Source organism: uncultured Haliea sp. (assembly GCF_963973825.1).
GTDB lineage: Bacteria > Pseudomonadota > Gammaproteobacteria > Pseudomonadales > Halieaceae > Haliea.
This window is the reverse complement of sequence record NZ_CAXBAE010000005.1, coordinates 93,193-112,080: the sequence shown is the minus strand read 5'-3', so window position 1 is coordinate 112,080 and position 18,888 is coordinate 93,193. Positions and strand designations below refer to the sequence as shown.

Below are 18,888 nucleotides of genomic sequence, written 5' to 3'. Positions count from 1 at the left end.
CTGGTTGAGCGGGGAGTACTTTCCCCGGGCCGATGGACGGTGACCAGCGTTGATTCCACAGGGGAAACCGGCGCGAAACGAGAAGGAATGAAACCATGCCTCAGATTATTAATACCAATATTCCGTCGCTGACTGCTCAGCGGAACCTCAACAGCTCCCAGAACGATGTGGCCACGTCGCTGCAGCGTCTGTCCTCCGGCCTGCGTATCAACAGCGCCAAGGACGATGCCGCCGGCCTGGCGATTTCCGAGCGTTTTACCGCGCAGATCCGCGGCCTGAACCAGGCTGCGCGTAACGCCAATGACGGTATTTCTCTGGCGCAGACGGCCGAGGGTGCACTCGCTGAGGTGACCAATAACCTGCAGCGGATTCGTGAGTTGTCGGTGCAGTCTGCGAACGCCACCAACTCAGCGTCTGATCGCCAAGCGCTACAGGCGGAGGTAACGCAGTTGGTTGCGGAGATCGACCGTGTCGCCAGCCAGACGAATTTCAACGGCGTCAAACTTCTTGACGGGACGTTTTCTTCACAAGTGTTTCAGGTTGGTGCCAATGCGGGTGAGACGATCTCTGTAGACAGCATCACGAGCGCTCGGTCCTCCGACCTTGGTCAGTTCCAAGGTTTTCAGTTGTCTGCTCAGGCGATCACGTCCCCAAGCGCGACTGGGGCAACAACAGCACAAACGGTCGTAATCGACGGTAACAGTACTTCGCTGGGAACGATCGCGAGTGATGCGAAAGCTTTGGCGAACGCGCTGAACGCGTCTGGCCTAGGTTTCACCGCGACAGCGAACGAGACAGTAAAGGCAGCTGGCGTTAGTGGCTCTGCCCCAACGGCTGCTGGGAATTCAACCGTTGACATAAACGGATTGACAATTACGATAGCTGGCACGACTGACCTCGTGACCAACCGAGCAAACGCAGTAACCGCAATCAATGCGCAAAGTGCGGTCACTGGTGTGACTGCAACGGACACGGGCGCTGGCGTTGAGCTGCGTGCTGCGGATGGTAGGAACATTGACGTTGCAAACTTTGCTGCTGGTGGTGCGACCGGCGCAGGTCTGGACAGCTATGGCCTCGGCGCTGCAGGAGTCTCTGCAGGAACATTAGACATCACGTACGTAGCGCCAGCTGGCACAACAGGCGCCGTGACGTTTACTGGCGGCTTGTCAGCCAGTTCTGCGACTATTGGTAGTACTGGCACGGCAATTAGCGCCGTCGACATTTCAACTGTCTCGGGATCAAATAGCGCACTGCTCGCGGTTGATGCTGCGTTGACTGCAATCAACGGCTCCCGCGCCGACCTGGGTGCCATCCAGAACCGTTTTGAATCTGTTGTCACGAGCCTGCAGACCACCTCCGAAAACCTGGACGCTTCGCGTTCACGGATTCGGGATGCGGACTTTGCGCAAGAAACGGCTAACCTGGCGCGCGCTCAGATCCTGCAGCAGGCCGGTATTTCGGTGCTTGCGCAGGCCAACGCCCAGCCCCAGAACGTGCTGGCTCTGCTGCAGTAAGTGGCTGAGACCATGCGCTAGTTGCATTGGGGTGAGGTGGTTTCCACCTCACCCTTTTGTGCTTCTGGTGGGGTCTTTAGTAGCGCAGATACGAGGATAGGATCATGGCGAGTTCAATCACGCCTTCGAACGTGAACGCAGCGCCCCCGCTCCCTGCGGGCAATGCAGCTGCACCGGCGCAGAGTGCCGTGCCCCGGCAAGAGGTCGCCGCCAGCGGCAAGGCTTCGCCGCCAGCGCAGGATGGGAAAGCCACGCAGGCAAAGCAGCGTGATACGGCGCAGGACCTTGCACAGGCGACGCGCGACATAACAGACTACATACAGACAGTGAATCGCTCGCTGCAAATTTCTGTTGACCAGGAGTTGGGCTCGACGATTATTACGGTTATGGACAAGGCGACTGATGAAGTTGTCCGACAGATTCCTGCCGAAGAAGCCGTTGCACTGGCCCGTTTTCTCGCCAGGCAGCAGGCCGAATTGGGCGGCTCTGAGTTGCCCTCCAAGGGCGTGTTTATGGATCAGGAGGGCTGAAGGCCCGGTGTGCCGCATTTGGCACTTAATTTGCTAAGCTTGTAACACATAAATGTTTCATGCCCCGCAGGTGGCAACGAGGTGAGTGAATGGTTTCAGTAACCGGAGTAGGCTCCGGACTGGATATCGAAGGGTTGGTGACCCAGCTGGTAGCCGCAGAGCGTGCGCCAGTCGAGAATCGTCTTCTACGGCGTGAAACGTCGCTCACCAGTGAACTCTCCGGGTTCGGTACGTTGAAGGGCGTGTTGGCTGACCTGCAAGCACGCTCCGCCTCACTGCGGAATGAGAGTACCTTCACGCAGCGCACCGCCACCAGCTCCAACAGTTCGGCGTTTACGGCGACCGCCTCTTCCGCCGCGGCCCCGGGTAACTACAGTATCGCGATTGATTCCCTCGCCAGCGCACAGTCGCTGGCGTCCGGGAGCTTTGGCTCGGCGGACGATGTTGTTGGTGAGGGTACGCTGACGATCCGTTTCGGCACGGTTGATGCAACACCCTCCGTGCCAGGTCCGCAAGTGGTCAATGGCTTTACGGTCAATCCCGAGCGTGCAAGCGCCAGCATTACGATTGATAGCAGCAACAATACGCTCGCGGGTGTTCGGGACGCAGTGAATGCCGCCGGTATCGGGGTGTCTGCGGCTATCGTCAATGATGGCAGCGGTGCACGCTTGCTTTTCAGTGCCTCCGATACGGGTGCTGCCAATGCTATTGAGATTTCCGTGGCCGATGCCGGCGACGGCAATAACGCGGACCTGGCAGGGTTGTCCCGTCTGGCATTCAACACAGGCGCGGCCAACCTCACGCAAACGGCGGCCGCCAGTGACGCCAGCTTTACCCTGAATGGTCTGGCGCTAACCAGTGCCAGCAATACCGTGACCGGCGTGCTTGACGGTGTCAGCCTCACGCTCAAGGATACGACCGACGGTGCGCCCGCATCTCTCGCGGTCAGTGAAAACCGCGCAGTGGCGCGCGGTGCCATTGAGCAATTCGTCAACGCCTACAACACCTTCATCACCACTGCCTCCAACCTCACACGCTTCGATCCTGCAACCGGGGCCGCCGGGGCACTGCAGGGGGATTTTTCAGCGCGCACGGTGATCAGCCAGGTGCGAAACGCTGTTACGGCCTCGGTACAAAACCCGGATGGCCCATTTGGATCGTTGGCGGAGCTGGGCATCACCACGTCAGCAAGCGGAACTCTTACCATCAATTCCGAGCGACTGAACGCCGCATTGGAAGATGGCAACGCGGGATTGGTTTCCCTGTTCGGCCGCGCCGAGACCGGTATCGCAGAGCGCCTTGGTGGGTTACTCGGCGGTTTTTTGGGCACGGGCGGCCTGCTTGACGCCAGAACCGATGGCTTGCAGAGCAGTGTGGACGCTATCAGTGATGACCGCGAGGCGCTCAATCGCCGTCTGGAGGTACTCGAGGCCCGCTACCGCGCCCAATTTAATGCGCTGGACGGTCTGCTCGCACAGATCAACAGCACAGGCAGTTTTGTCAGTGAGCAGCTGGCAAACATTCCGCTGCCCAGTGATCGCTTTTCGAATTAATGACAGGCAGGATTCCAGGTATGAATACCCGGCAGGCGCTTAGCGCCTACAAGCAAGTGGGGGTGCAGAGCGGCGTGACGGATGCCTCGCCCCATCAACTGATCAGCATGTTGCTGGATGGGGCCATGGATCGCATCGCGTCGGCCAAAGGTGCCATGGAGCGTCGAGACACCGGGCGTCAGGGCGAGCTGATTGGCAAGGCCATCACCATCATCGACAACCTGCGGGTGAGCCTGGATCATGAGCAGAGCCCCGAGTTGGCGGGTCGACTCAGCGATTTATACGAGTACATGCAGGGGCGGCTGCTCGAGGCGAGTGCGGCCTCCGACACGGCGGCCTTGACGGAAGTCCGCGATCTGCTGGCCACCATTCGCGACGGTTGGGAGAGTATTCCTGCCGAACTGCGGCGTCCCGCAGGATGATCGTGCCATTCCCCACCCCGGCGGCTGCCGAAGGCGCTGTCGCGACCGAAGGGCTGCTGGCTGCCGAGGGGTCGGACGCCGCACTCAGCCAGTGCCGCCGCCTCGCCCGCGTCCTCACCGTCACCCGCGAAATGGTGGCCCTCGCCGAGGTCGGTGACTGGGATGCTGTGGCTGCCCGCGAGCAGGACCGCCGTGACGACCTGGCCCGCTGCTTCAAGGAAGCGGTGTCGACGGAGCACGCCGAACTGGTTGCCGAAGCGCTGGCGGCCATCCTGCACCTCAACGAGGAAATGATGGCCCACCTGAGCAAGGCCCGCGACGCGGTGCTGCAGCAGGGGGTGGCACAGGTGCGCACGCGCTCCGCCATCGGTCACTACGAGCAGGTGAAGTCACAACCCTGACGCGGGGCGTTTCGTTGCCACCGGCCTGTGTTATCGTAAAACTTTTGCGGAGCACTGGGCATGAGCAGCCAAAACGCCGTCACCGGCCTCGTCTACAGCGATAACATCGCCCTGTCGTGGAAGCCCGTCGACTACGAGCCGGAGCAGACGCACCTGGCCATGGTCAACGCCTCCAACGAGAGCTTTCTGCGCGCCGTATCGGCGGTGGGCGACGGCCTCAATACCAAGGACGACAACGACGCGCCTCCGGGCATCCAGCAGGACATCGCCCGGCTCGATCTCAAGCTCAACCTGGTGCTCGATCTGGTCAGCGCCCTGGTGTATCACGAGCTGGATATTCCCCCTGTGAGCGCCGTGCAGGTCTCTGCCGAACAGGTGAGCTGGCAGGGCGAGGGGCCGCCGGCGGGGGCCCGCATCTTCCTCGAACTCTACATCCAGCGCGGTTTGCCCAAGCCCCTCTGCTGCTACGGCGAGGTCGTCACCACGCCCGAGGAGCAGGCGGCGGGACGCAACACGGTGCGCTTTGTGGGCCTCACCGGTGCCGCCCGGGTCTGGCTGGAGAAGCTGATTTTCCGTCACCATCGCCGCGAGGTAGCCTTCCGTCGCGCCCACGTGGGCGACTAATCCGCCTTTTTTCCGTCAATAAGTTGACAGGTCCGCTTCGTCTGAGCAGACTCGGCGCCGTTGCTTGCACGCCCTTGCCACCTTGTTTACGGATCGTTACGTTTGCCTCAGCACCCAGACAATGCTTCGCCTATCGTCGGCCCCAGCACCGCCATGGAGACCATCCGCCGGCTGGTGGCCCAGGTGGCGCCCAGCGATGCCACGGTGTTGATCCTCGGTGAGTCCGGTACCGGCAAGGAGGTTGTAGCCCGCGGCATTCACGATGCCTCGCCGCGCTCGAGCGGGCCATTCGTGCCGGTCAACTGCGGCGCGATCCCCGCGGAGTTGCTGGAATCGGAGCTGTTTGGCCACGAAAAGGGCGCGTTCACGGGCGCTATCAACACCCGGCGCGGCCGCTTCGAACTGGCCGCAGGCGGCACGCTGTTTCTCGACGAGATTGGCGACATGCCGCTGCCGATGCAGGTCAAGCTGCTGCGGGTGCTGCAGGAGCGCTGCTTCGAGCGTGTGGGCAGCGCCACGTCCCAGGCCACAGACGTCCGGGTGATCGCGGCCACACACCAGGATCTCGAGCAGCGTGTTGAAGACGGCCGTTTCCGGGCCGATCTTTACTACCGCCTGAATGTGTTTCCCATCGACGTGCCCGCCCTGCGCGATCGCCCGGAAGATGTGCCGGTGCTGGTGGCACATTTTCTGGCGCAGCTGGCCAGGGAGCAGCGCGACAGTGTGTCGATCGCGGCGGACGCCATGGCCGCCCTGCAGCAGTACGGCTGGCCCGGCAATGTGCGTGAGCTCAACAACCTGGTGGAACGCCTGGCCATTCTGTTTCCCGGCGCTGAGGTGGGGTTTGGCGACCTGCCGCAGAAATTCTGTGAAGGCTTCGACCCGGCCCGGCCGCCGCCGCAGGTACCGCCCCCCGCCGCCGGCTCGGGTGCCGCGGCCCCGTCCGCCAGTACACCCCCGGCGAGTGCCTCTCAGGTACAGCCGGCCCCTGCCGCCGGGGCACCTAACGACCCCACGCCGCTGGGTCAGGAGGGGCTGGACCTGAAGCAGTACCTCGCCGACACCGAGCGCACCCTGCTCCTGCAGGCCCTGGACCGCAGCGGCTGGGTGGTGGCGCGAGCGGCGCAACTGCTCGGGCTGCAGCGCACCACCCTGGTAGAGAAAATGCGCAAGTTCGAGCTGCAGCGCGACCAGGTGTCAGATTCCTGACGCGCGGCGCCCCACAGTGTATGCGAAGTTCTTCAATCCATTGAATTAAAACGGGTTTCCACTTTGGGCACGTCTTTTGCTTCAAGAGCGGCATTGGCGTGATAGCGCTCGGTGGAACTCAATCATGCAGCAGGCTGTACCCCTCGAGAAACACGATCTGGAAGAGGCCTTTCGCAGCCTCGCGGAAGTCTCCCATCAACTGGATGCGTCCTACCGCGACCTGGAGTCGCGGGTAGCCCGGCTCAACGAGGAGCTCGCGGCCTCGCGCTCGGCGCGGCTCGACGAACTGGCAGAGAAGGAGCGCTTGCTCGAGCGGCTGGCCTCGCTGATGGCCATGTTGCCCGGGGGCGTGCTGTTGATAGACGAGCGTCAGCAGGTACGCGATGCCAACCCGGAGGCCGTCGCCCTGTTTGGTGAGCCGCTGCTGGGCGAGGACTGGCCCGCGGTGCAGGCACGTATTCGGGAAAACGCCCCCGAGCGGCATTTGTCACTGCACAGCCGTCACCTGGCACAGCAGGGCGAGACCCTGGTGCTGGTGACCGACACCACCGAACTGCATGACCTGCAGGCCCAGGTGGGCCGCGAGCAGCGCCTGCGCGCGCTGGGGGAAATGGCGGCGCGGCTCGCCCACCAGATTCGCACACCGCTGTCGTCCACCACCCTGTATCTGGCGCAGCTGCGCCGTCCGGACCTGGCCGTCGCGCAGCGTGAGCGCATCTGCGACCGCCTGTCTGAACGGCTGGTGCATATGGAAGGGCTGATCGAAAGCATGCTGGGCTTTGTGCGCGGGGCCCCTCCGCGCACGGAGCGCGTGTGCCTGCAGGACGTGCTGGGCGACTTTCAGGCCCATGTCCTCGCTCGCCTGGAAGCGGCGGGCGCCACGCTGTCGGTGACCCCGGTCGATCGCACTTTGGCACTGCAGGGCGACCGTGATGCCCTTGCCGGAGCTCTCGCCAATCTGGTGGTGAACGCCATCGAGGCCGGCGGGGAGGGCGTGCATGTGGATGTCTGGGCCGGCGCGCTGAATCGTGAGCGCATGCTGCTGCGGGTGCGCGACAACGGCCCGGGTGTGGCACCCGAGTTGCGCGAACGCATTTTTGACCCGTTCTTCACCACGCGCTCGGCCGGTACCGGGCTGGGTCTCGCGGTGGTGGCGCGCACCGTCGGCGAACTGGGCGGTGAGATCCGCCTCGGTGACAGCCCCGAGGGCGGCGCGGAATTTGTGCTGGAATTACCGATTGCAGAAGGAGAGTGTTGACCGTGGGAGCCGCGTTGAAAGTTCTGGTGGTCGAGGACGACAGCACCCTGCGCGAGGCGCTGTGCGACACCATTGAATACGGTGGCTATCGCGTCTGGAGCGCCTGTGACGGTGCCGACGCGCTGCAGCAGCTGGAGCGCCAGCCCGTGGACCTGATCATCAGCGACGTACAGATGGCTGGCATGGGGGGAGAGCGCCTGCTGCGCGAGGTCCGGGCCCGCAGTCCGGAGCTGCCTTTTGTCATGATCACCGCCCACGGTTCGGTGCAGCACGCGGTGGCGGCGATGCGGGAGGGCGCAACGGACTATCTGCTGAAGCCCTTTGCCGCAGAGGTGCTGCTGGAGATGCTGGCCCGCTTCGAGCCGGCGCCGGAGCCGGGTGTCGACATGGTGGCCGAGGATCCCGCCATGCAGCGCGTGTGTCGTCTGGCCGAGCGCCTGGCACACAGCGATGCCACGGTGCTGGTCACCGGTGAGTCCGGTACCGGCAAGGAAGTTGTCGCGCGCTATCTGCACGCCTGCTCCAGCCGGGCGGAACGCCCGATGGTGGCCATCAACTGTGCAGCCATTCCGGAAAATATGCTGGAGTCCATGCTCTTCGGCTACGAGAAAGGCGCCTACACCGGCGCCCACCAGTCGCGACCGGGCAAATTCGAGCAGGCCAACGGTGGCACCCTGCTGCTGGACGAGATTTCCGAAATGGACCTCGGCCTGCAGGCCAAGCTGTTGCGCGTGCTGCAGGAGAAGGAGGTCGAGCGCCTCGGCGGCAACCGGGTGATACCGCTGGATGTGCGGGTCATCGCCACCAGCAACCGCAACCTGGCGGGCGAGGTCGCCGCGGGGCGTTTCCGGGAAGACCTGTATTACCGCCTCAGTGTGGTTCCGTTGGAAGTGCCCGCACTGCGCGACCGGCCGGCGGACATCCTGCCGCTGGCGCAGCGCTTCCTGCAGCGCTATGCCGCACCGCGCAGCGGCCTCGCATTCAGCAAGGCCGCCCTGCAGCGCCTCGCGGTCCACAGCTGGCGCGGTAATGTGCGCGAGCTGGAGAACTGCGTGCAGCGGGCCAGTCTGCTGGCGGTGGGGCCGGAGATCGGCCCCGAGGATATCGATTTCGTCGCGGCCATGGCGCCGGCGGCAGCGTCAGTGCCGGGGCCTTCCCCGGTGGGGCCGTCCGAGGCGCCCGCCGAACCGCTGCTGGAAGGCGACTTGAAAGAGCGGGAGCGCGAGTTGATCGTCGCCGCGTTGTCCGCGGTCGATGGCAATCGCAAGGAAGCCGCACAGCGGCTGGGTATCAGCCCGCGCACCTTGCGCTACAAGCTGGCGCGCTTCCGCGAACTGGGGTTGGCTGTACCCCACGCACAGTAGGAGAGGACACACCATGAGCGAAATGGCAATCAACCAGGTACTGGCGCAAATGCGCAGCATGGCGGCCGAGGCGGGCGGCGAGTCGGCCGCTGCGGCGGGCGGCGCCGACTTTTCGAGCTTCATGAAACAATCCATCGACGATGTGAATCAGGCCATGCAGACCTCGCGAGCGATGGCCACGGCCTTCGAGGAAGGCCAGCCGGGTGTGTCGCTGGCCGAGTTGATGGTGACGGCGCAGAAGGCCAGCCTGGAGTTCCAGGCGCTGAGTGAAGTGCGCAACAAACTGCTCACCGCATACCGCGAAGTGATGAGCATGCAGGTCTGATGCCTGCTGGTTTATCATAGCCCCTTCAGGAGTGAGTTGATTCATGGCAGAGAACAGCGGCGGACTTGTCGCCCGCTTCAACGGTTACAGTCGCCAGCCGGTATCCCGGCAGATTGCGCTGCTCGTCGGCCTCGCCGCATCCATCGCCCTGGGCATCGGCCTGGTGCAGTGGATGCTGGTGCCGAACTACAAGCCGTTGTTCGGCAGCATGGCGGCCGAGGACACCACGGCGGCGATGAGCACCCTGGACGCCAATGGCATCGATTACCGGCTGGACGACCGCACAGGCATGGTGACTGTAGCCGCCGACGAAGTGCATCGCGCGCGGTTACTGCTGGCGACCGAGGGCTTTCCGCGCTCGGGCGACATCGGTTTCGACAGCATCTACCAGGAGCAGGAAATCGGCGTCAGCAGTTTCATGGAACAGGCGCGCTATCACCGCTCGCTGGAGCAGGAGCTGGCGCGGACCATCAGTGCCCTGGACGGCGTGCGCGGTGCGCGTGTGCACCTGGCCATGGCCAAGCAGAGCGCTTTCCTGCGCCAGCGCCAGGAGCCGGCCGCCTCGGTGGTGTTGCACCTGTACGGTGGGCGGGTGCTCTCCGAGCGCCAGCTTGCGGGTATCGTGCATCTGGTGTCCGCCAGCGTTCCCAACCTGAAGCCGGAGACCGTCTCGGTGGTCGACCAGCAGGGCCGCCTGCTGTCCTCCCAGGGTAATCCGGACGATTTCGGCTACAGCAAGGAACAGTTCCAGATGGCGCAGCAGCTGGAGCAGCGCTACAGCCAGCGGATTGTCGATATTCTGGAGCCCATCCTCGGGCCGGGCCGTGTTCACGCCCAGGTGTCCGCCGACATCGACTTCACCCGCATCGAGCGCACCAGCGAGGTGTATGCCCCGGACACGGTGTTGCGCAGTGAGCAGACCTCGGAGGAGATGACCACCCGATTGCTGGAGGGCGGCGTGCCCGGCACCCTGGCCAATCAGCCGCCGGAAGATCCGGATGTACTGGCCCAGCCGCCGGAGGCGGCGGCGGTGCCGAACACGGCGCCCACCCGCTCCACCCGTCGCGAAACACGCAACTACGAAATGGACAAAACCATCAGCCACATTCGTGAGACACCGGGCACCCTGCGCAAGCTGTCGATCGCGCTGGTGCTGGACCACGTGGAAACCACCGCCGAGGATGGCTCGGTCGCGCGCGCCCCGCTGGCGCCGGAACGGGTTGAGGAGATCACGCGTCTGGCACGCGAGGCCGTGGGTTTCAGCGAAGAGCGCGGCGACACCGTGAGTGTGATCAACGCCTCCTTCGTCGAGCCGCCGGCCCTGGAGGCACCGCCAGAGCCGTCGATTCTCGAGCAGGACTGGTTGTGGCGGCTGTTGAAGGGGCTGGGCGTGGCGGCGGGCCTCGGGGCCTTGCTGCTCTTCGTGGTGCGTCCGCTGATGCAGTTTTCCGTCGCGCCGGTGCCGGCGGCTATCGGCCCGGGGCAGCGCGCCCTGGGCAACGACGGCTACGGTGAGGCAGGCTATGCCCAGGGCGGCGCTGCGGGTGAACTGATGAGCGACGACCAGGTGACCCTGGCGGGTAACCGGCGCGGGCTGCCGGGCAACACGGGTTACCAGCAGCAATTGCAGATGGCGCGCAGTGTGGCAGAGGGCGAGCCGCAGCGGGCGGCGCACGTGATGAAGCAGTGGGTGGCGGGCGATGGCTGATGCCGCAGGGGCCGGTTTGAGCGGCGCGCAGCGCGCCGCCGTATTTTTGCTGGGGGTTGGTGAGGAGTCTGCCACCGCCATCATGCGGCATATGGAACCGCGCGAAGTGCAGCGGATCGGCGAGGCCATGGCCTCCCTCTCGTCCATCTCCAATGAACAGGTGGAGGCGGTACTCGCGGCGTTTCACGAAGATGCCAGCGCGCTGAACCCGCTGGGCCTCGGCGCCCCCGAGTTCACCCGTCGGGTGTTGACCAATGCATTGGGCGAGAGCAAGGCGCGTTCCATGCTGGCCAAGGTGATGCCCGGCAAGCAGCAGACCTCCGGCATCGAGGCCCTGAAGTGGATGGACCCGGGTGCCGTGGCCGAGCTGCTGGAGGACGAACACCCGCAAATCATCGCTATCGTGCTGGCCTCGCTGGATGAAGAACAGTCGGCCCAGGTGCTGGTGAACATTCCCGAGCCGGTGCGCAGTGAGGCACTGCTGCGCGTGGCCCGCCTGCAGGTCATCGACCCGGCGGCGATGGAAGAGCTGGACAAGGTGCTGGAAAAGCAGCTGGGCAAGGTGCGCAAGACCCCACCGCGCTCGGTCAACGGCATGACCAGTGCTGCGGCCATCCTGAACAACGTCAAGGCTGACGTCGAGTCGGAACTGCTCGGCGCGCTCAAGGAGGCCGACGCGGAACTCGGTGAAAAAGTCGGTGAGCTGATGTTCGTGTTCGACAACCTGATGGAACTCGACGACCGCGGCATGCAGCGCCTGATTCGCGAAATCGCGGTCGACAGCCTGGTGATTGCGCTGAAAGGCGTGGACGACCGCCTGCAGGACAAGTTTTTCAACAACATGTCCTCCCGCGCCGCCGATATGCTGCGCGAAGACCTCGAGGCCAAGGGCCCGGTGAAGCTGTCCGAAGTGGAGGCGGCGCAGAAGGAAATTCTTGCGGTAGCGGCTCGCCTGTCGGACGAAGGCGAAATCACGCTGGGCAAAGGGGGCGATGATTTTGTCTGACCCCGGTCGTCCGCGCAGCTGGCAGCCACCGCCACTCCAGGATGCGGCCCCCGCGGCCGCGGTACCGGATACCGCGGCCATCGCCGAGCGCGCGCGTGCTGAAGGCTATGCTGCCGGGCACGCCGAGGGGCTTGCGGCAGGGCGCGCCAGGGCCGCGGCCACGGCAGCCGAACTGGCTGCCCTGCTGGGCAACATGGCCGCGCCGTTTCGCCAGCAGGAGGCCGATCTGCTGCGTGAGCTCTCCGAACTTGTCGTGCGCGTGGCAACCGCCGTGGTGCGACGTGAACTGGAGACCTCGCCGGGCGCCATTCAGGACGTGCTGGCGGAGGCACTGGAGATTCTGGAGGCGGTCGAGGGGCCGGTAGATGTGCACCTGCATCCGGCCGATGCCGCCCTGGTGCGGGAGTGGCTGGCGAACGAACTGCCGAAGCTGGCGGTCACCCTGCACACCGACGCCACGCTGCTGCGTGGAGGCTGTCGTGTGGCCACCGCCGAGAGCTATGTGGATGCTTCTACCGAGCGGCGGCTAGAGGAAGTGTTGCGGGCGCTGCGCGAGAGCCGCGGTGCCGTGGGTGGAGCAACAGAGACATGAGCGCAGTGGCGGATCTGGAGGCCGAGCGGGTGAGCCGCCTGCAGCGCCAGATCGCCGGCCTGGGCGCCCGCGTGAGTGCGGTAACGCCCATTCGCGAGGGTCGCCTGGTGCGTATGGTCGGCACGCGGCTGGAAGTGGCCGGGTGCACCGGTGCGGTGGGCAGCCGCTGCAGTATTCAGGCGGAAGAACAGCGCAGCGTGGAAGCCGAGGTGGTGGGCTTTTCCGAGGGTCGGCTGATTCTCATGCCGGAGGGCAGCCTGCACGGGGTGATGCTCGGTGCGCGCGTGCGCCCGCTGGGCTTCAGTCACCGGGTTGGCGTCGACGAGCACCTGTTGGGCCGTGTTATCAACGGCGCTGGCCATCTCCTGGACGGTGGCCCCACGGTGATGTTCCGCGACTACGCGCCCCTGCGCGGCGGTGCCATCAATCCGCTGGCACGCGGCTCCGTGCGCGAACCGCTGGATGTTGGCGTGCAGGCGATCAACGCGCTGGCGACCATTGGCCGCGGGCAACGCCTGGGCCTGTTTGCCGGCAGCGGGGTGGGCAAGAGCACGCTGCTGGGCATGATGACCCGGCACACGGCCGCGGATGTCATCGTGGTCGGGCTGGTGGGCGAGCGCGGGCGCGAGGTACGGGAATTCGTGGATGAAATCCTCGGGCCTGAGGGGCTGCGGCGTGCGGTGGTGGTGGCAACGCCGGCGGATGACCCGCCCCTGATGCGGGTGCACGGCGCCTGGCGCGCCACCGCCATCGCGGAGCACTTCCGCCGGCAGGGCAAGAATGTTCTGCTGTTGCTGGATTCGCTGACCCGCTTTGCCCAGGCACAGCGTGAAATCGGCCTGGCCGCCGGCGAGCCGCCGGTCGCCAAGGGCTATCCGCCCTCGGTGTTTTCGCTGCTGCCGGCGCTGGTGGAGCGCGCGGGCAATACCGAGGAGGGCTCCATCACTGCCATCTACACGGTATTGGTCGAGGGGGATGACCTGGCAGACCCGATCGCCGATTCGGCACGCGCCATTCTCGACGGCCACATTGTGCTGTCGCGGCAGCTGGCGGACTCCGGCATGTTCCCGGCCTTCGATATCGAAGCCTCCATCAGCCGCTCAATGGTCAATGTGGTGGACCCGGCACAGCTACAGTTGGCACGGCAGCTCAAGGAGTTGTATTCTGTGTGGCGGGAGAATCGAGACCTGATAACCATCGGTGCCTACGAACGCGGCACCGACCCGGCCATCGACCGGGCCCTGGGCGCGATAGGCCCGTTGCGTGCGCTGATCAGCCAACCCTGGAATGAGAAACGGGATATGCAGCACAGCCTTAACGCACTGCTCGACACCGCCCGGGCCGCAGGCCTCGGAGGCCAGTCATGACCGCTCCGGATAAACTCGACAAGGTCGTCACCGTGGCTCGCGCCGACCAGGCCGGCGCGGCGCGCAACCTGCAGGAACAGCAGGCGCACCACAGTCGCAACAACGACCAGCTCAATCAGCTGAGGCGCTTCGCCGACGAATACGAACAGCAGCTGCGCGAGATGTCGGCGTCGGGTATGGCCGCGGCGCAACTGCAGGATTATCGTCAGTTCCTGTCCAACTTAAACGACGCCATTCGCCTGCAGCTCAGCACCGTCGCGGAGAGCACCGAGAAGCTGCAGCAGCAGCGCCAGGACTGGATGCAGAAATCGCTGCAGACCTCCACCCTCGAGGACTTTGTCGCGCGCCGGCGCATTCTCGCCCAGGAACATGCTGAGCGCGTGGAACAGCGCGCCGTGGACGAGCGGTTCAACGCCGGGTTTGTGCCACCCGGTCAGGAGCCCCCCGGCTCTGGCACGTAATTTGCTGAATCTCCTGTAACACGGGAGACCCTACATGATCACGGTACTGCAAAGCCTGCCTGTTGCCAGCTCGGACGCCGCCGCTGCGCCCGGTAATACAGCTCAGGATGGCGCTGAAAACGGATTTTCGCAGATGTTCGCAGCCGCTCGCGCGGCCTCAGCGGACAAGCCTGCCGCCGACGCCAGGGGCGGCAATGCCGCGCCCTCCCGCGGCAGCACTTTGCCGCCTGACGCCGCAGAGGCAGCTCTTGCCCCCCCGCCGGTCGGCACCGCGGGCGCTGCGGCGGAGCCGCCCACCGCTGCCTGGCAGTCCTTTACGCTTTCCCTGCAGGCACTCGCGGAGCCCGGTCTGGAGGGCGCCGGCCAGGCATCGGCTGCCACGAGTGACCTGGTTGCGGCGGGCGCCGGTGACGCGGCACTGCCGGGAGACGCGACGCCATCACCGGCGAACCCGGCCCTTCCCCTGCCTGTCGCCACCGCTGAAGCGGCGCTGCGCGGCGATTTACCGGGAGCATTGGAGGGCAGCGTCCGCGCCAATGTCACCACCGGGGCAGCAACGCCTTTGGGCTCGTCAGTACCGGCGGCACCTGAGGCTGCCGCTGACCTGTTGCCGGGAGCGGGCACACGCGAGGCCAACAGCCGGGCGGAGAGGGTGGTTGCGCCCGCAGCAACCGCCACAGCGGCGGAGGAGTCCGGCATGCTGGCGGCGGCTGAGCGTGCACGCGGCGAGGAGGCGGCAGTGCTGCAGGGCCTGCGCCAGCGCGCCGTGGAAGGCGCTGTTGATGCCCCGCGTCTGGCCTCCGCGTCCGGCAATGTGGACGCTGCTGCGCTCAACACACCGGTAACGGCCGCGGCACAGGGTGCCGCTGCGCAGGCCGACGCCCAGGCCCCTGCCGCTCCGCGCACGCCCGCCCAGCTGGCAATGACACACACGCCCCAGGATCCGGAGTTCACCGGCGAACTGGCCAACCGCTTGCAGGTGTTCGCCCGCAATGGTGGCCACGAGGCGACGCTGCAGCTGCACCCCGCGGACCTGGGTCGCCTGCAGGTGTCTATCACCACTGAGGGCGACCAGGCGCGTGTGCTGTTCGTGGCGGATTCCGCCGCAGCCCGGGATGCCATTGAACAGTCCCTGCCGCGCTTGCGTGAAATGCTCGCCCAGAGCGGCCTGCAGCTGGCCCACAGTGACGTGTCCAGCCAGTCGCAGGGCAGTGGCGACAGCCAGCGTGACGCCGTCGGCGGGTCGCGCCAGGCAGCAGCTGACGACAGCGGCGACGGGTTTCTCTCCGGCGCCGCGGAATCCGCGTCCCAGCCCGCCGCTGCCGGCGCGCGCCTGGTCGACTACTACATTTAACTTCCCGCCTTTTTCAGTCTAGTATGCCCGCAGGCTGCCCCCGGGCAGCCACGCGGGCGCGGGGTGTCAAAATACTGGCACTCGCCGCACACTCTGCGCCTTAACTGTTTGTAATCATTAGAAATAATTTTTCTGGTATAGCTCTTGCTTCAGGGGATGTTGCTGACCTATGGCGGCATTCGGCAGGGCTGCCGGTCAGTTGCGAGGAGCAAGCATGGCTGCAAAAGAAGATCTCAATCTCGGCAAGGGTAATGGCGCGGGTGATGCCGACAAGGCGTCAGGCGGCGGCAAGGGTAAATTGATTGCCATCATTGCGGTGGTGGTCGTGCTGCTGGGTGGCGGGGGGGCTGCGGCCTTCCTGTTGCTGGGCAACAATGACGACGCGGCGACTGAGGTGGCGGGGGCAGAGCCCGCAGCGCCCAAGGTCGAGGAGCGTGAGGCGGCGTACATGCCGCTGGAGAAGTTCCTGGTCAATTTCGACCACAAGGGCGGTATGCGCTATATCCAGACCGATATCCAGTTGATGGCCTACGAGCCCGCAGCCCTGGAAAACGCCCAGCGCAACATGCCCGCGGTGCGCAACCGGCTGATCATGCTGCTCAGCGACCAGGATTTTGATGCGCTGCGCACGGTGGAGGGCAAGGAGACGCTGCGCCAGGATGTGCTGAAGGCCGTCAATGAGGTGCTCAAGCTGTCCGGGCAGGATGCCGTGCAGGACGTCTACTTCACATCCTTCGTGTTGCAATAGGTCCGGTATGGCTGGCAGCGATCTGCTCTCCGAAGGCGAACTCGATGCTCTGACCGGCGGCAATACCGCTGACAGTGGCGGCTATCGCGCCTTCGACTTCACCGCTCGCGAGCAATCGCTGCTCAACCAGCTGACGCTGTTGCCCCCCCTGCAGGAGAGGCAGGCTGAACAGCTTGCACAGGGCCTGGAGGATGTGTTCGGCAGTGAGTTCGAGGTGGCGGCCGCGGGCTTGCGGGTGCTCTCCTGCGAGGAGCTTCTGGCATCGCTGGCGGAAAGCGTGGCGGTGTCCACGCTGGAGCTGGCACCGCTGGCCGGCCACGGTCATGTGGTGTGTCCGGCACCGCTGCTGTCCCAACTGGTCAACGATTATTTCGGCGGGGTGCGCGGCGGCAGCGTCGCCAACCTGCCGCGCACAGCCCTGACGCCCAGCGAGCTGCGGCTGGCCGAGCGTGTCGCAGAACAGGTGACAGGGTCGCTGGTCGCCGCCTGGGCCGACAAACTGCCGCTGGAGCCGGGCGAAGCGCATACCGCGCCCCATGTGGATGCCATCGCCTCGCTGCCCTCCGGCGACAAGCTGGTGCAGATGGTGTTTGCCGTCACCCTCAACGCGTTGACGACAGACGTCGCCCTGCTCTTGCCCTTCGCGGCACTCGAGCCCTGGAAACAGCGCTTTAGCGCACCGCGCAAAGCCGCGGCGGAGGACGCCGGGCAGGGCTGGGGCCCGCACCTGCGTCGGGAACTGCCCGCGGTGAAGGTGGATGTTGCGGTGATGCTTGCCAGCCGCGAACTCACCCTGGGTGAAGTCCTCGGTTTGCGGGTCGGTTCGGTCATCGATATTGCAGTGCCCGACGAGGTGGATCTCTGCGTGGAAGGTGTGCGTCTGGCCAGCGGCCGCTACGGCGCCTACGAGGGGCACAAGGCGATCAAGATCACGGGATTTGCCGGCACCGATGCGCCGGCGGGTAAAAGCACAGGATGAGATCATGAGTGAACAGGACGAACAGGGCGCCGGCGAAGCCGCTGGCGAGACGCTGCAGCAGCTGTCGCCCGGCACTGCCGGCGGAGCCGGCGGCGGTGAGATCAATTTCGACCTGCTGCTGGACGTGCCGGTGACCCTGTCGGTGGAGATAGGGCGCACACGGATGTCCATCAAGGATCTGCTGGCGCTGAACCAGGGTGCCCTGGTGGAGCTGGACCGTGAGGTCAATGCGCCCCTCGACCTGATGGTCAACGGCACGCTGATTGCCCGCGGCGAAGTGGTGGAACTCGAGGGGCGTTTCGGTCTGCGCTTGATCGATGTGGTCAGCCCCTCTGAACGTCTGAAGAAAGTCCGGTGAACAGCCCGCAATTGTTCAGCGCCGGTTATCTGGTGCAGGTACTTGGCTCCCTGCTCCTGGTGTGCTGCTGCATTCTCGGCATGCTCTACCTGATGCGCCGCTTCAGTCGCGGCGGCAGCGGCAACAATGCCCGGCTGGCGGTGCTGGCCAGCGCCAGCGTCGGTAGCCGGGAGCGCGTGGTGCTGCTGCGTGCGGGGGACGAGCAGATCCTGCTCGGTGTGGCGCCGGGCAGCGTGCGGACACTGCACGTCTTTGCCGAGCCGGTGGTGCCCGACGTGGCGAACGCGCCGCAGCGCACGGATTTCGCCGCCATCCTGCAGAGTGTCAATCCGCTGGGAACGCGCAAATGACGCGGGCGCGACTGCATCTTCTGTGGGCAGCCGCTGCCGTGCTGCTCGGTCTGCTGGTGATGCCCGGGCTGGCGCAGGCGCAGGCCACGATTCCACTGGTGTCGGTCACTCCCACCTCGGGGGGCGGCAGCAACTATTCCATGAACATCCAGATTCTGCTGCTGATGACGGTGCTCACACTGCTGCCCGCAGCCCTGATCACCATGACCTCGTTCACGCGAATCCTGATTGTGCTCGCGATCCTGCGCCAGGCGATGGGTACCGCGCAGACACCGTCGAACCAGATCATTCTCGGGCTGGCGCTGTTTCTCAGCCTGTTCATCATGGCGCCGGTGTTCGACGTGGCCTACCAGAACGCCCTGTTGCCCTACATGAACGAAACCATCGATTTCGACCAGGCACTGGCGGCGGCGCGCGACCCGTTTCGCGAATTCATGTTCGGCCAGACCCGGGAGAACGATCTGTTGCTGTTCGCCGAACTCGGTGGCTACGGACCGTTCCAGACGCCGGAAGAGGTGCCGATGGTGGTGCTGTTGCCGTCCTTCCTCACCAGCGAGTTGAAAACCGCGTTCCAGATCGGCTTTCTGCTGTTCGTGCCGTTCCTGATCATCGACCTCGTGGTTGCCTCCGTGTTGATGTCCATGGGCATGATGATGTTGTCGCCGATGCTGGTGTCACTGCCTTTCAAACTCATGTTGTTCGTGCTGATTGACGGCTGGACGCTGGTGGCGTCGACGCTGGTCAACAGTTTCGTGGTGTAGCTGC

Annotated in this window: 21 protein-coding genes; all 21 read left to right on the top strand. The window is 65.0% G+C overall.

The features are described from left to right. Positions 1–95 precede the first annotated feature (95 nt). Positions 96–1,514 carry a flagellin gene (locus AACZ17_RS08110; RefSeq protein WP_290745138.1) on the top strand — a complete coding sequence of 473 codons (1,419 nt, stop codon included), beginning with the start codon at positions 96–98 and terminating at the stop codon, positions 1,512–1,514. Between the two features lie 104 nt (positions 1,515–1,618). After that, entirely contained in the window at positions 1,619–2,044 is a 426-nt protein-coding gene (locus AACZ17_RS08105; RefSeq protein ID WP_290745135.1) for a flagellar protein FlaG, read from the top strand. A gap of 89 nt (positions 2,045–2,133) precedes the next feature. Further along, positions 2,134–3,597, top strand: a complete 1,464-nt coding sequence (fliD, locus tag AACZ17_RS08100) for a flagellar filament capping protein FliD (protein ID WP_290745132.1) — start codon at positions 2,134–2,136, stop codon at positions 3,595–3,597. A 20-nt stretch (positions 3,598–3,617) separates the two neighbouring features. Continuing rightward, on the top strand, positions 3,618–4,019 hold the full coding sequence (gene fliS / locus AACZ17_RS08095) for a flagellar export chaperone FliS (protein WP_290745129.1): 402 nt from the start codon (positions 3,618–3,620) through the stop codon (positions 4,017–4,019). A gap of 2 nt (positions 4,020–4,021) precedes the next feature. Then, positions 4,022–4,420, top strand: a complete 399-nt coding sequence (gene fliT, locus AACZ17_RS08090; protein WP_339638069.1) for a flagellar protein FliT — start codon at positions 4,022–4,024, stop codon at positions 4,418–4,420. A gap of 60 nt (positions 4,421–4,480) precedes the next feature. Next, positions 4,481–5,044, top strand: a complete 564-nt coding sequence (locus AACZ17_RS08085) for a PilZ domain-containing protein (protein ID WP_290745123.1) — start codon at positions 4,481–4,483, stop codon at positions 5,042–5,044. Between the two features lie 102 nt (positions 5,045–5,146). Further along, entirely contained in the window at positions 5,147–6,253 is a 1,107-nt protein-coding gene (locus tag AACZ17_RS08080) for a sigma-54 dependent transcriptional regulator (protein ID WP_290745120.1), read from the top strand. A 124-nt stretch (positions 6,254–6,377) separates the two neighbouring features. Continuing rightward, complete coding sequence (locus tag AACZ17_RS08075; protein WP_290745117.1) at positions 6,378–7,511, top strand: ATP-binding protein; 1,134 nt, start codon at positions 6,378–6,380, stop codon at positions 7,509–7,511. Positions 7,512–7,513: 2 nt separating this feature from the next. Next, positions 7,514–8,875, top strand: a complete 1,362-nt coding sequence (locus AACZ17_RS08070) for a sigma-54 dependent transcriptional regulator (protein WP_290745114.1) — start codon at positions 7,514–7,516, stop codon at positions 8,873–8,875. 13 nt (positions 8,876–8,888) lie between these two features. Further along, a complete protein-coding gene (gene fliE / locus AACZ17_RS08065; protein WP_290745111.1) occupies positions 8,889–9,200 on the top strand; it encodes a flagellar hook-basal body complex protein FliE in 312 nt (103 codons plus the stop codon). A 43-nt stretch (positions 9,201–9,243) separates the two neighbouring features. Continuing rightward, positions 9,244–10,908: a flagellar basal-body MS-ring/collar protein FliF gene (fliF, locus tag AACZ17_RS08060; RefSeq protein WP_290745108.1), complete on the top strand. Its 1,665-nt coding sequence runs from the start codon at positions 9,244–9,246 to the stop codon at positions 10,906–10,908. After that, positions 10,901–11,914 carry a flagellar motor switch protein FliG gene (fliG, locus tag AACZ17_RS08055; RefSeq protein WP_290745105.1) on the top strand — a complete coding sequence of 338 codons (1,014 nt, stop codon included), beginning with the start codon at positions 10,901–10,903 and terminating at the stop codon, positions 11,912–11,914. Before fliF ends, fliG begins: the two co-directional genes overlap by 8 nt. Further along, complete coding sequence (locus tag AACZ17_RS08050) at positions 11,907–12,506, top strand: FliH/SctL family protein (RefSeq protein ID WP_290745102.1); 600 nt, start codon at positions 11,907–11,909, stop codon at positions 12,504–12,506. The genes fliG and AACZ17_RS08050 overlap by 8 nt, the downstream gene beginning before the upstream one ends. Beyond that, positions 12,503–13,873 carry a FliI/YscN family ATPase gene (locus AACZ17_RS08045; protein ID WP_290745100.1) on the top strand — a complete coding sequence of 457 codons (1,371 nt, stop codon included), beginning with the start codon at positions 12,503–12,505 and terminating at the stop codon, positions 13,871–13,873. Before AACZ17_RS08050 ends, AACZ17_RS08045 begins: the two co-directional genes overlap by 4 nt. Next, positions 13,870–14,334, top strand: a complete 465-nt coding sequence (gene fliJ, locus AACZ17_RS08040; RefSeq protein WP_290745098.1) for a flagellar export protein FliJ — start codon at positions 13,870–13,872, stop codon at positions 14,332–14,334. The genes AACZ17_RS08045 and fliJ overlap by 4 nt, the downstream gene beginning before the upstream one ends. 34 nt (positions 14,335–14,368) lie before the next feature. Next, positions 14,369–15,688 (top strand): flagellar hook-length control protein FliK, encoded by a 1,320-nt coding sequence (locus AACZ17_RS08035; protein ID WP_290745095.1) that lies wholly within the window; start codon positions 14,369–14,371, stop codon positions 15,686–15,688. A gap of 214 nt (positions 15,689–15,902) precedes the next feature. Then, the gene (locus AACZ17_RS08030) at positions 15,903–16,436 is read left to right on the top strand and encodes a flagellar basal body-associated FliL family protein (protein WP_290745093.1); all 534 of its coding nucleotides are present in this window, start codon (positions 15,903–15,905) and stop codon (positions 16,434–16,436) included. A gap of 7 nt (positions 16,437–16,443) precedes the next feature. Further along, positions 16,444–17,415: a FliM/FliN family flagellar motor switch protein gene (locus AACZ17_RS08025; protein ID WP_290745090.1), complete on the top strand. Its 972-nt coding sequence runs from the start codon at positions 16,444–16,446 to the stop codon at positions 17,413–17,415. A 4-nt stretch (positions 17,416–17,419) separates the two neighbouring features. Further along, positions 17,420–17,773, top strand: coding sequence for a flagellar motor switch protein FliN (gene fliN / locus AACZ17_RS08020; protein ID WP_290745087.1), 354 nt, complete (start codon positions 17,420–17,422; stop codon positions 17,771–17,773). Next, positions 17,770–18,123: a flagellar biosynthetic protein FliO gene (gene fliO / locus AACZ17_RS08015; protein ID WP_290745085.1), complete on the top strand. Its 354-nt coding sequence runs from the start codon at positions 17,770–17,772 to the stop codon at positions 18,121–18,123. The genes fliN and fliO overlap by 4 nt, the downstream gene beginning before the upstream one ends. Then, complete coding sequence (fliP, locus tag AACZ17_RS08010; protein WP_290745083.1) at positions 18,120–18,884, top strand: flagellar type III secretion system pore protein FliP; 765 nt, start codon at positions 18,120–18,122, stop codon at positions 18,882–18,884. The genes fliO and fliP overlap by 4 nt, the downstream gene beginning before the upstream one ends. Positions 18,885–18,888 lie beyond the last annotated feature (4 nt).

Excerpts from the sequence above, each read along its gene's own strand:
- fliG (WP_290745105.1), top strand. The coding sequence starts at position 10,901 with ATGGCTGATGCCGCAGGGGCCGGTTTGAGCGGCGCGCAGCGCGCCGCC.
- fliP (WP_290745083.1), top strand. The coding sequence starts at position 18,120 with ATGACGCGGGCGCGACTGCATCTTCTGTGGGCAGCCGCTGCCGTGCTG.
- fliJ (WP_290745098.1), top strand. The coding sequence starts at position 13,870 with ATGACCGCTCCGGATAAACTCGACAAGGTCGTCACCGTGGCTCGCGCC.
- AACZ17_RS08105 (WP_290745135.1), top strand. The coding sequence starts at position 1,619 with ATGGCGAGTTCAATCACGCCTTCGAACGTGAACGCAGCGCCCCCGCTC.
- AACZ17_RS08045 (WP_290745100.1), top strand. The coding sequence starts at position 12,503 with ATGAGCGCAGTGGCGGATCTGGAGGCCGAGCGGGTGAGCCGCCTGCAG.
- fliF (WP_290745108.1), top strand. The coding sequence starts at position 9,244 with ATGGCAGAGAACAGCGGCGGACTTGTCGCCCGCTTCAACGGTTACAGT.
- fliE (WP_290745111.1), top strand. The coding sequence starts at position 8,889 with ATGAGCGAAATGGCAATCAACCAGGTACTGGCGCAAATGCGCAGCATG.
- AACZ17_RS08035 (WP_290745095.1), top strand. The coding sequence starts at position 14,369 with ATGATCACGGTACTGCAAAGCCTGCCTGTTGCCAGCTCGGACGCCGCC.
- fliD (WP_290745132.1), top strand. The coding sequence starts at position 2,134 with ATGGTTTCAGTAACCGGAGTAGGCTCCGGACTGGATATCGAAGGGTTG.
- AACZ17_RS08110 (WP_290745138.1), top strand. The coding sequence starts at position 96 with ATGCCTCAGATTATTAATACCAATATTCCGTCGCTGACTGCTCAGCGG.
- AACZ17_RS08075 (WP_290745117.1), top strand. The coding sequence starts at position 6,378 with ATGCAGCAGGCTGTACCCCTCGAGAAACACGATCTGGAAGAGGCCTTT.
- AACZ17_RS08030 (WP_290745093.1), top strand. The coding sequence starts at position 15,903 with ATGGCTGCAAAAGAAGATCTCAATCTCGGCAAGGGTAATGGCGCGGGT.
- AACZ17_RS08025 (WP_290745090.1), top strand. The coding sequence starts at position 16,444 with ATGGCTGGCAGCGATCTGCTCTCCGAAGGCGAACTCGATGCTCTGACC.
- fliS (WP_290745129.1), top strand. The coding sequence starts at position 3,618 with ATGAATACCCGGCAGGCGCTTAGCGCCTACAAGCAAGTGGGGGTGCAG.
- fliN (WP_290745087.1), top strand. The coding sequence starts at position 17,420 with ATGAGTGAACAGGACGAACAGGGCGCCGGCGAAGCCGCTGGCGAGACG.
- AACZ17_RS08085 (WP_290745123.1), top strand. The coding sequence starts at position 4,481 with ATGAGCAGCCAAAACGCCGTCACCGGCCTCGTCTACAGCGATAACATC.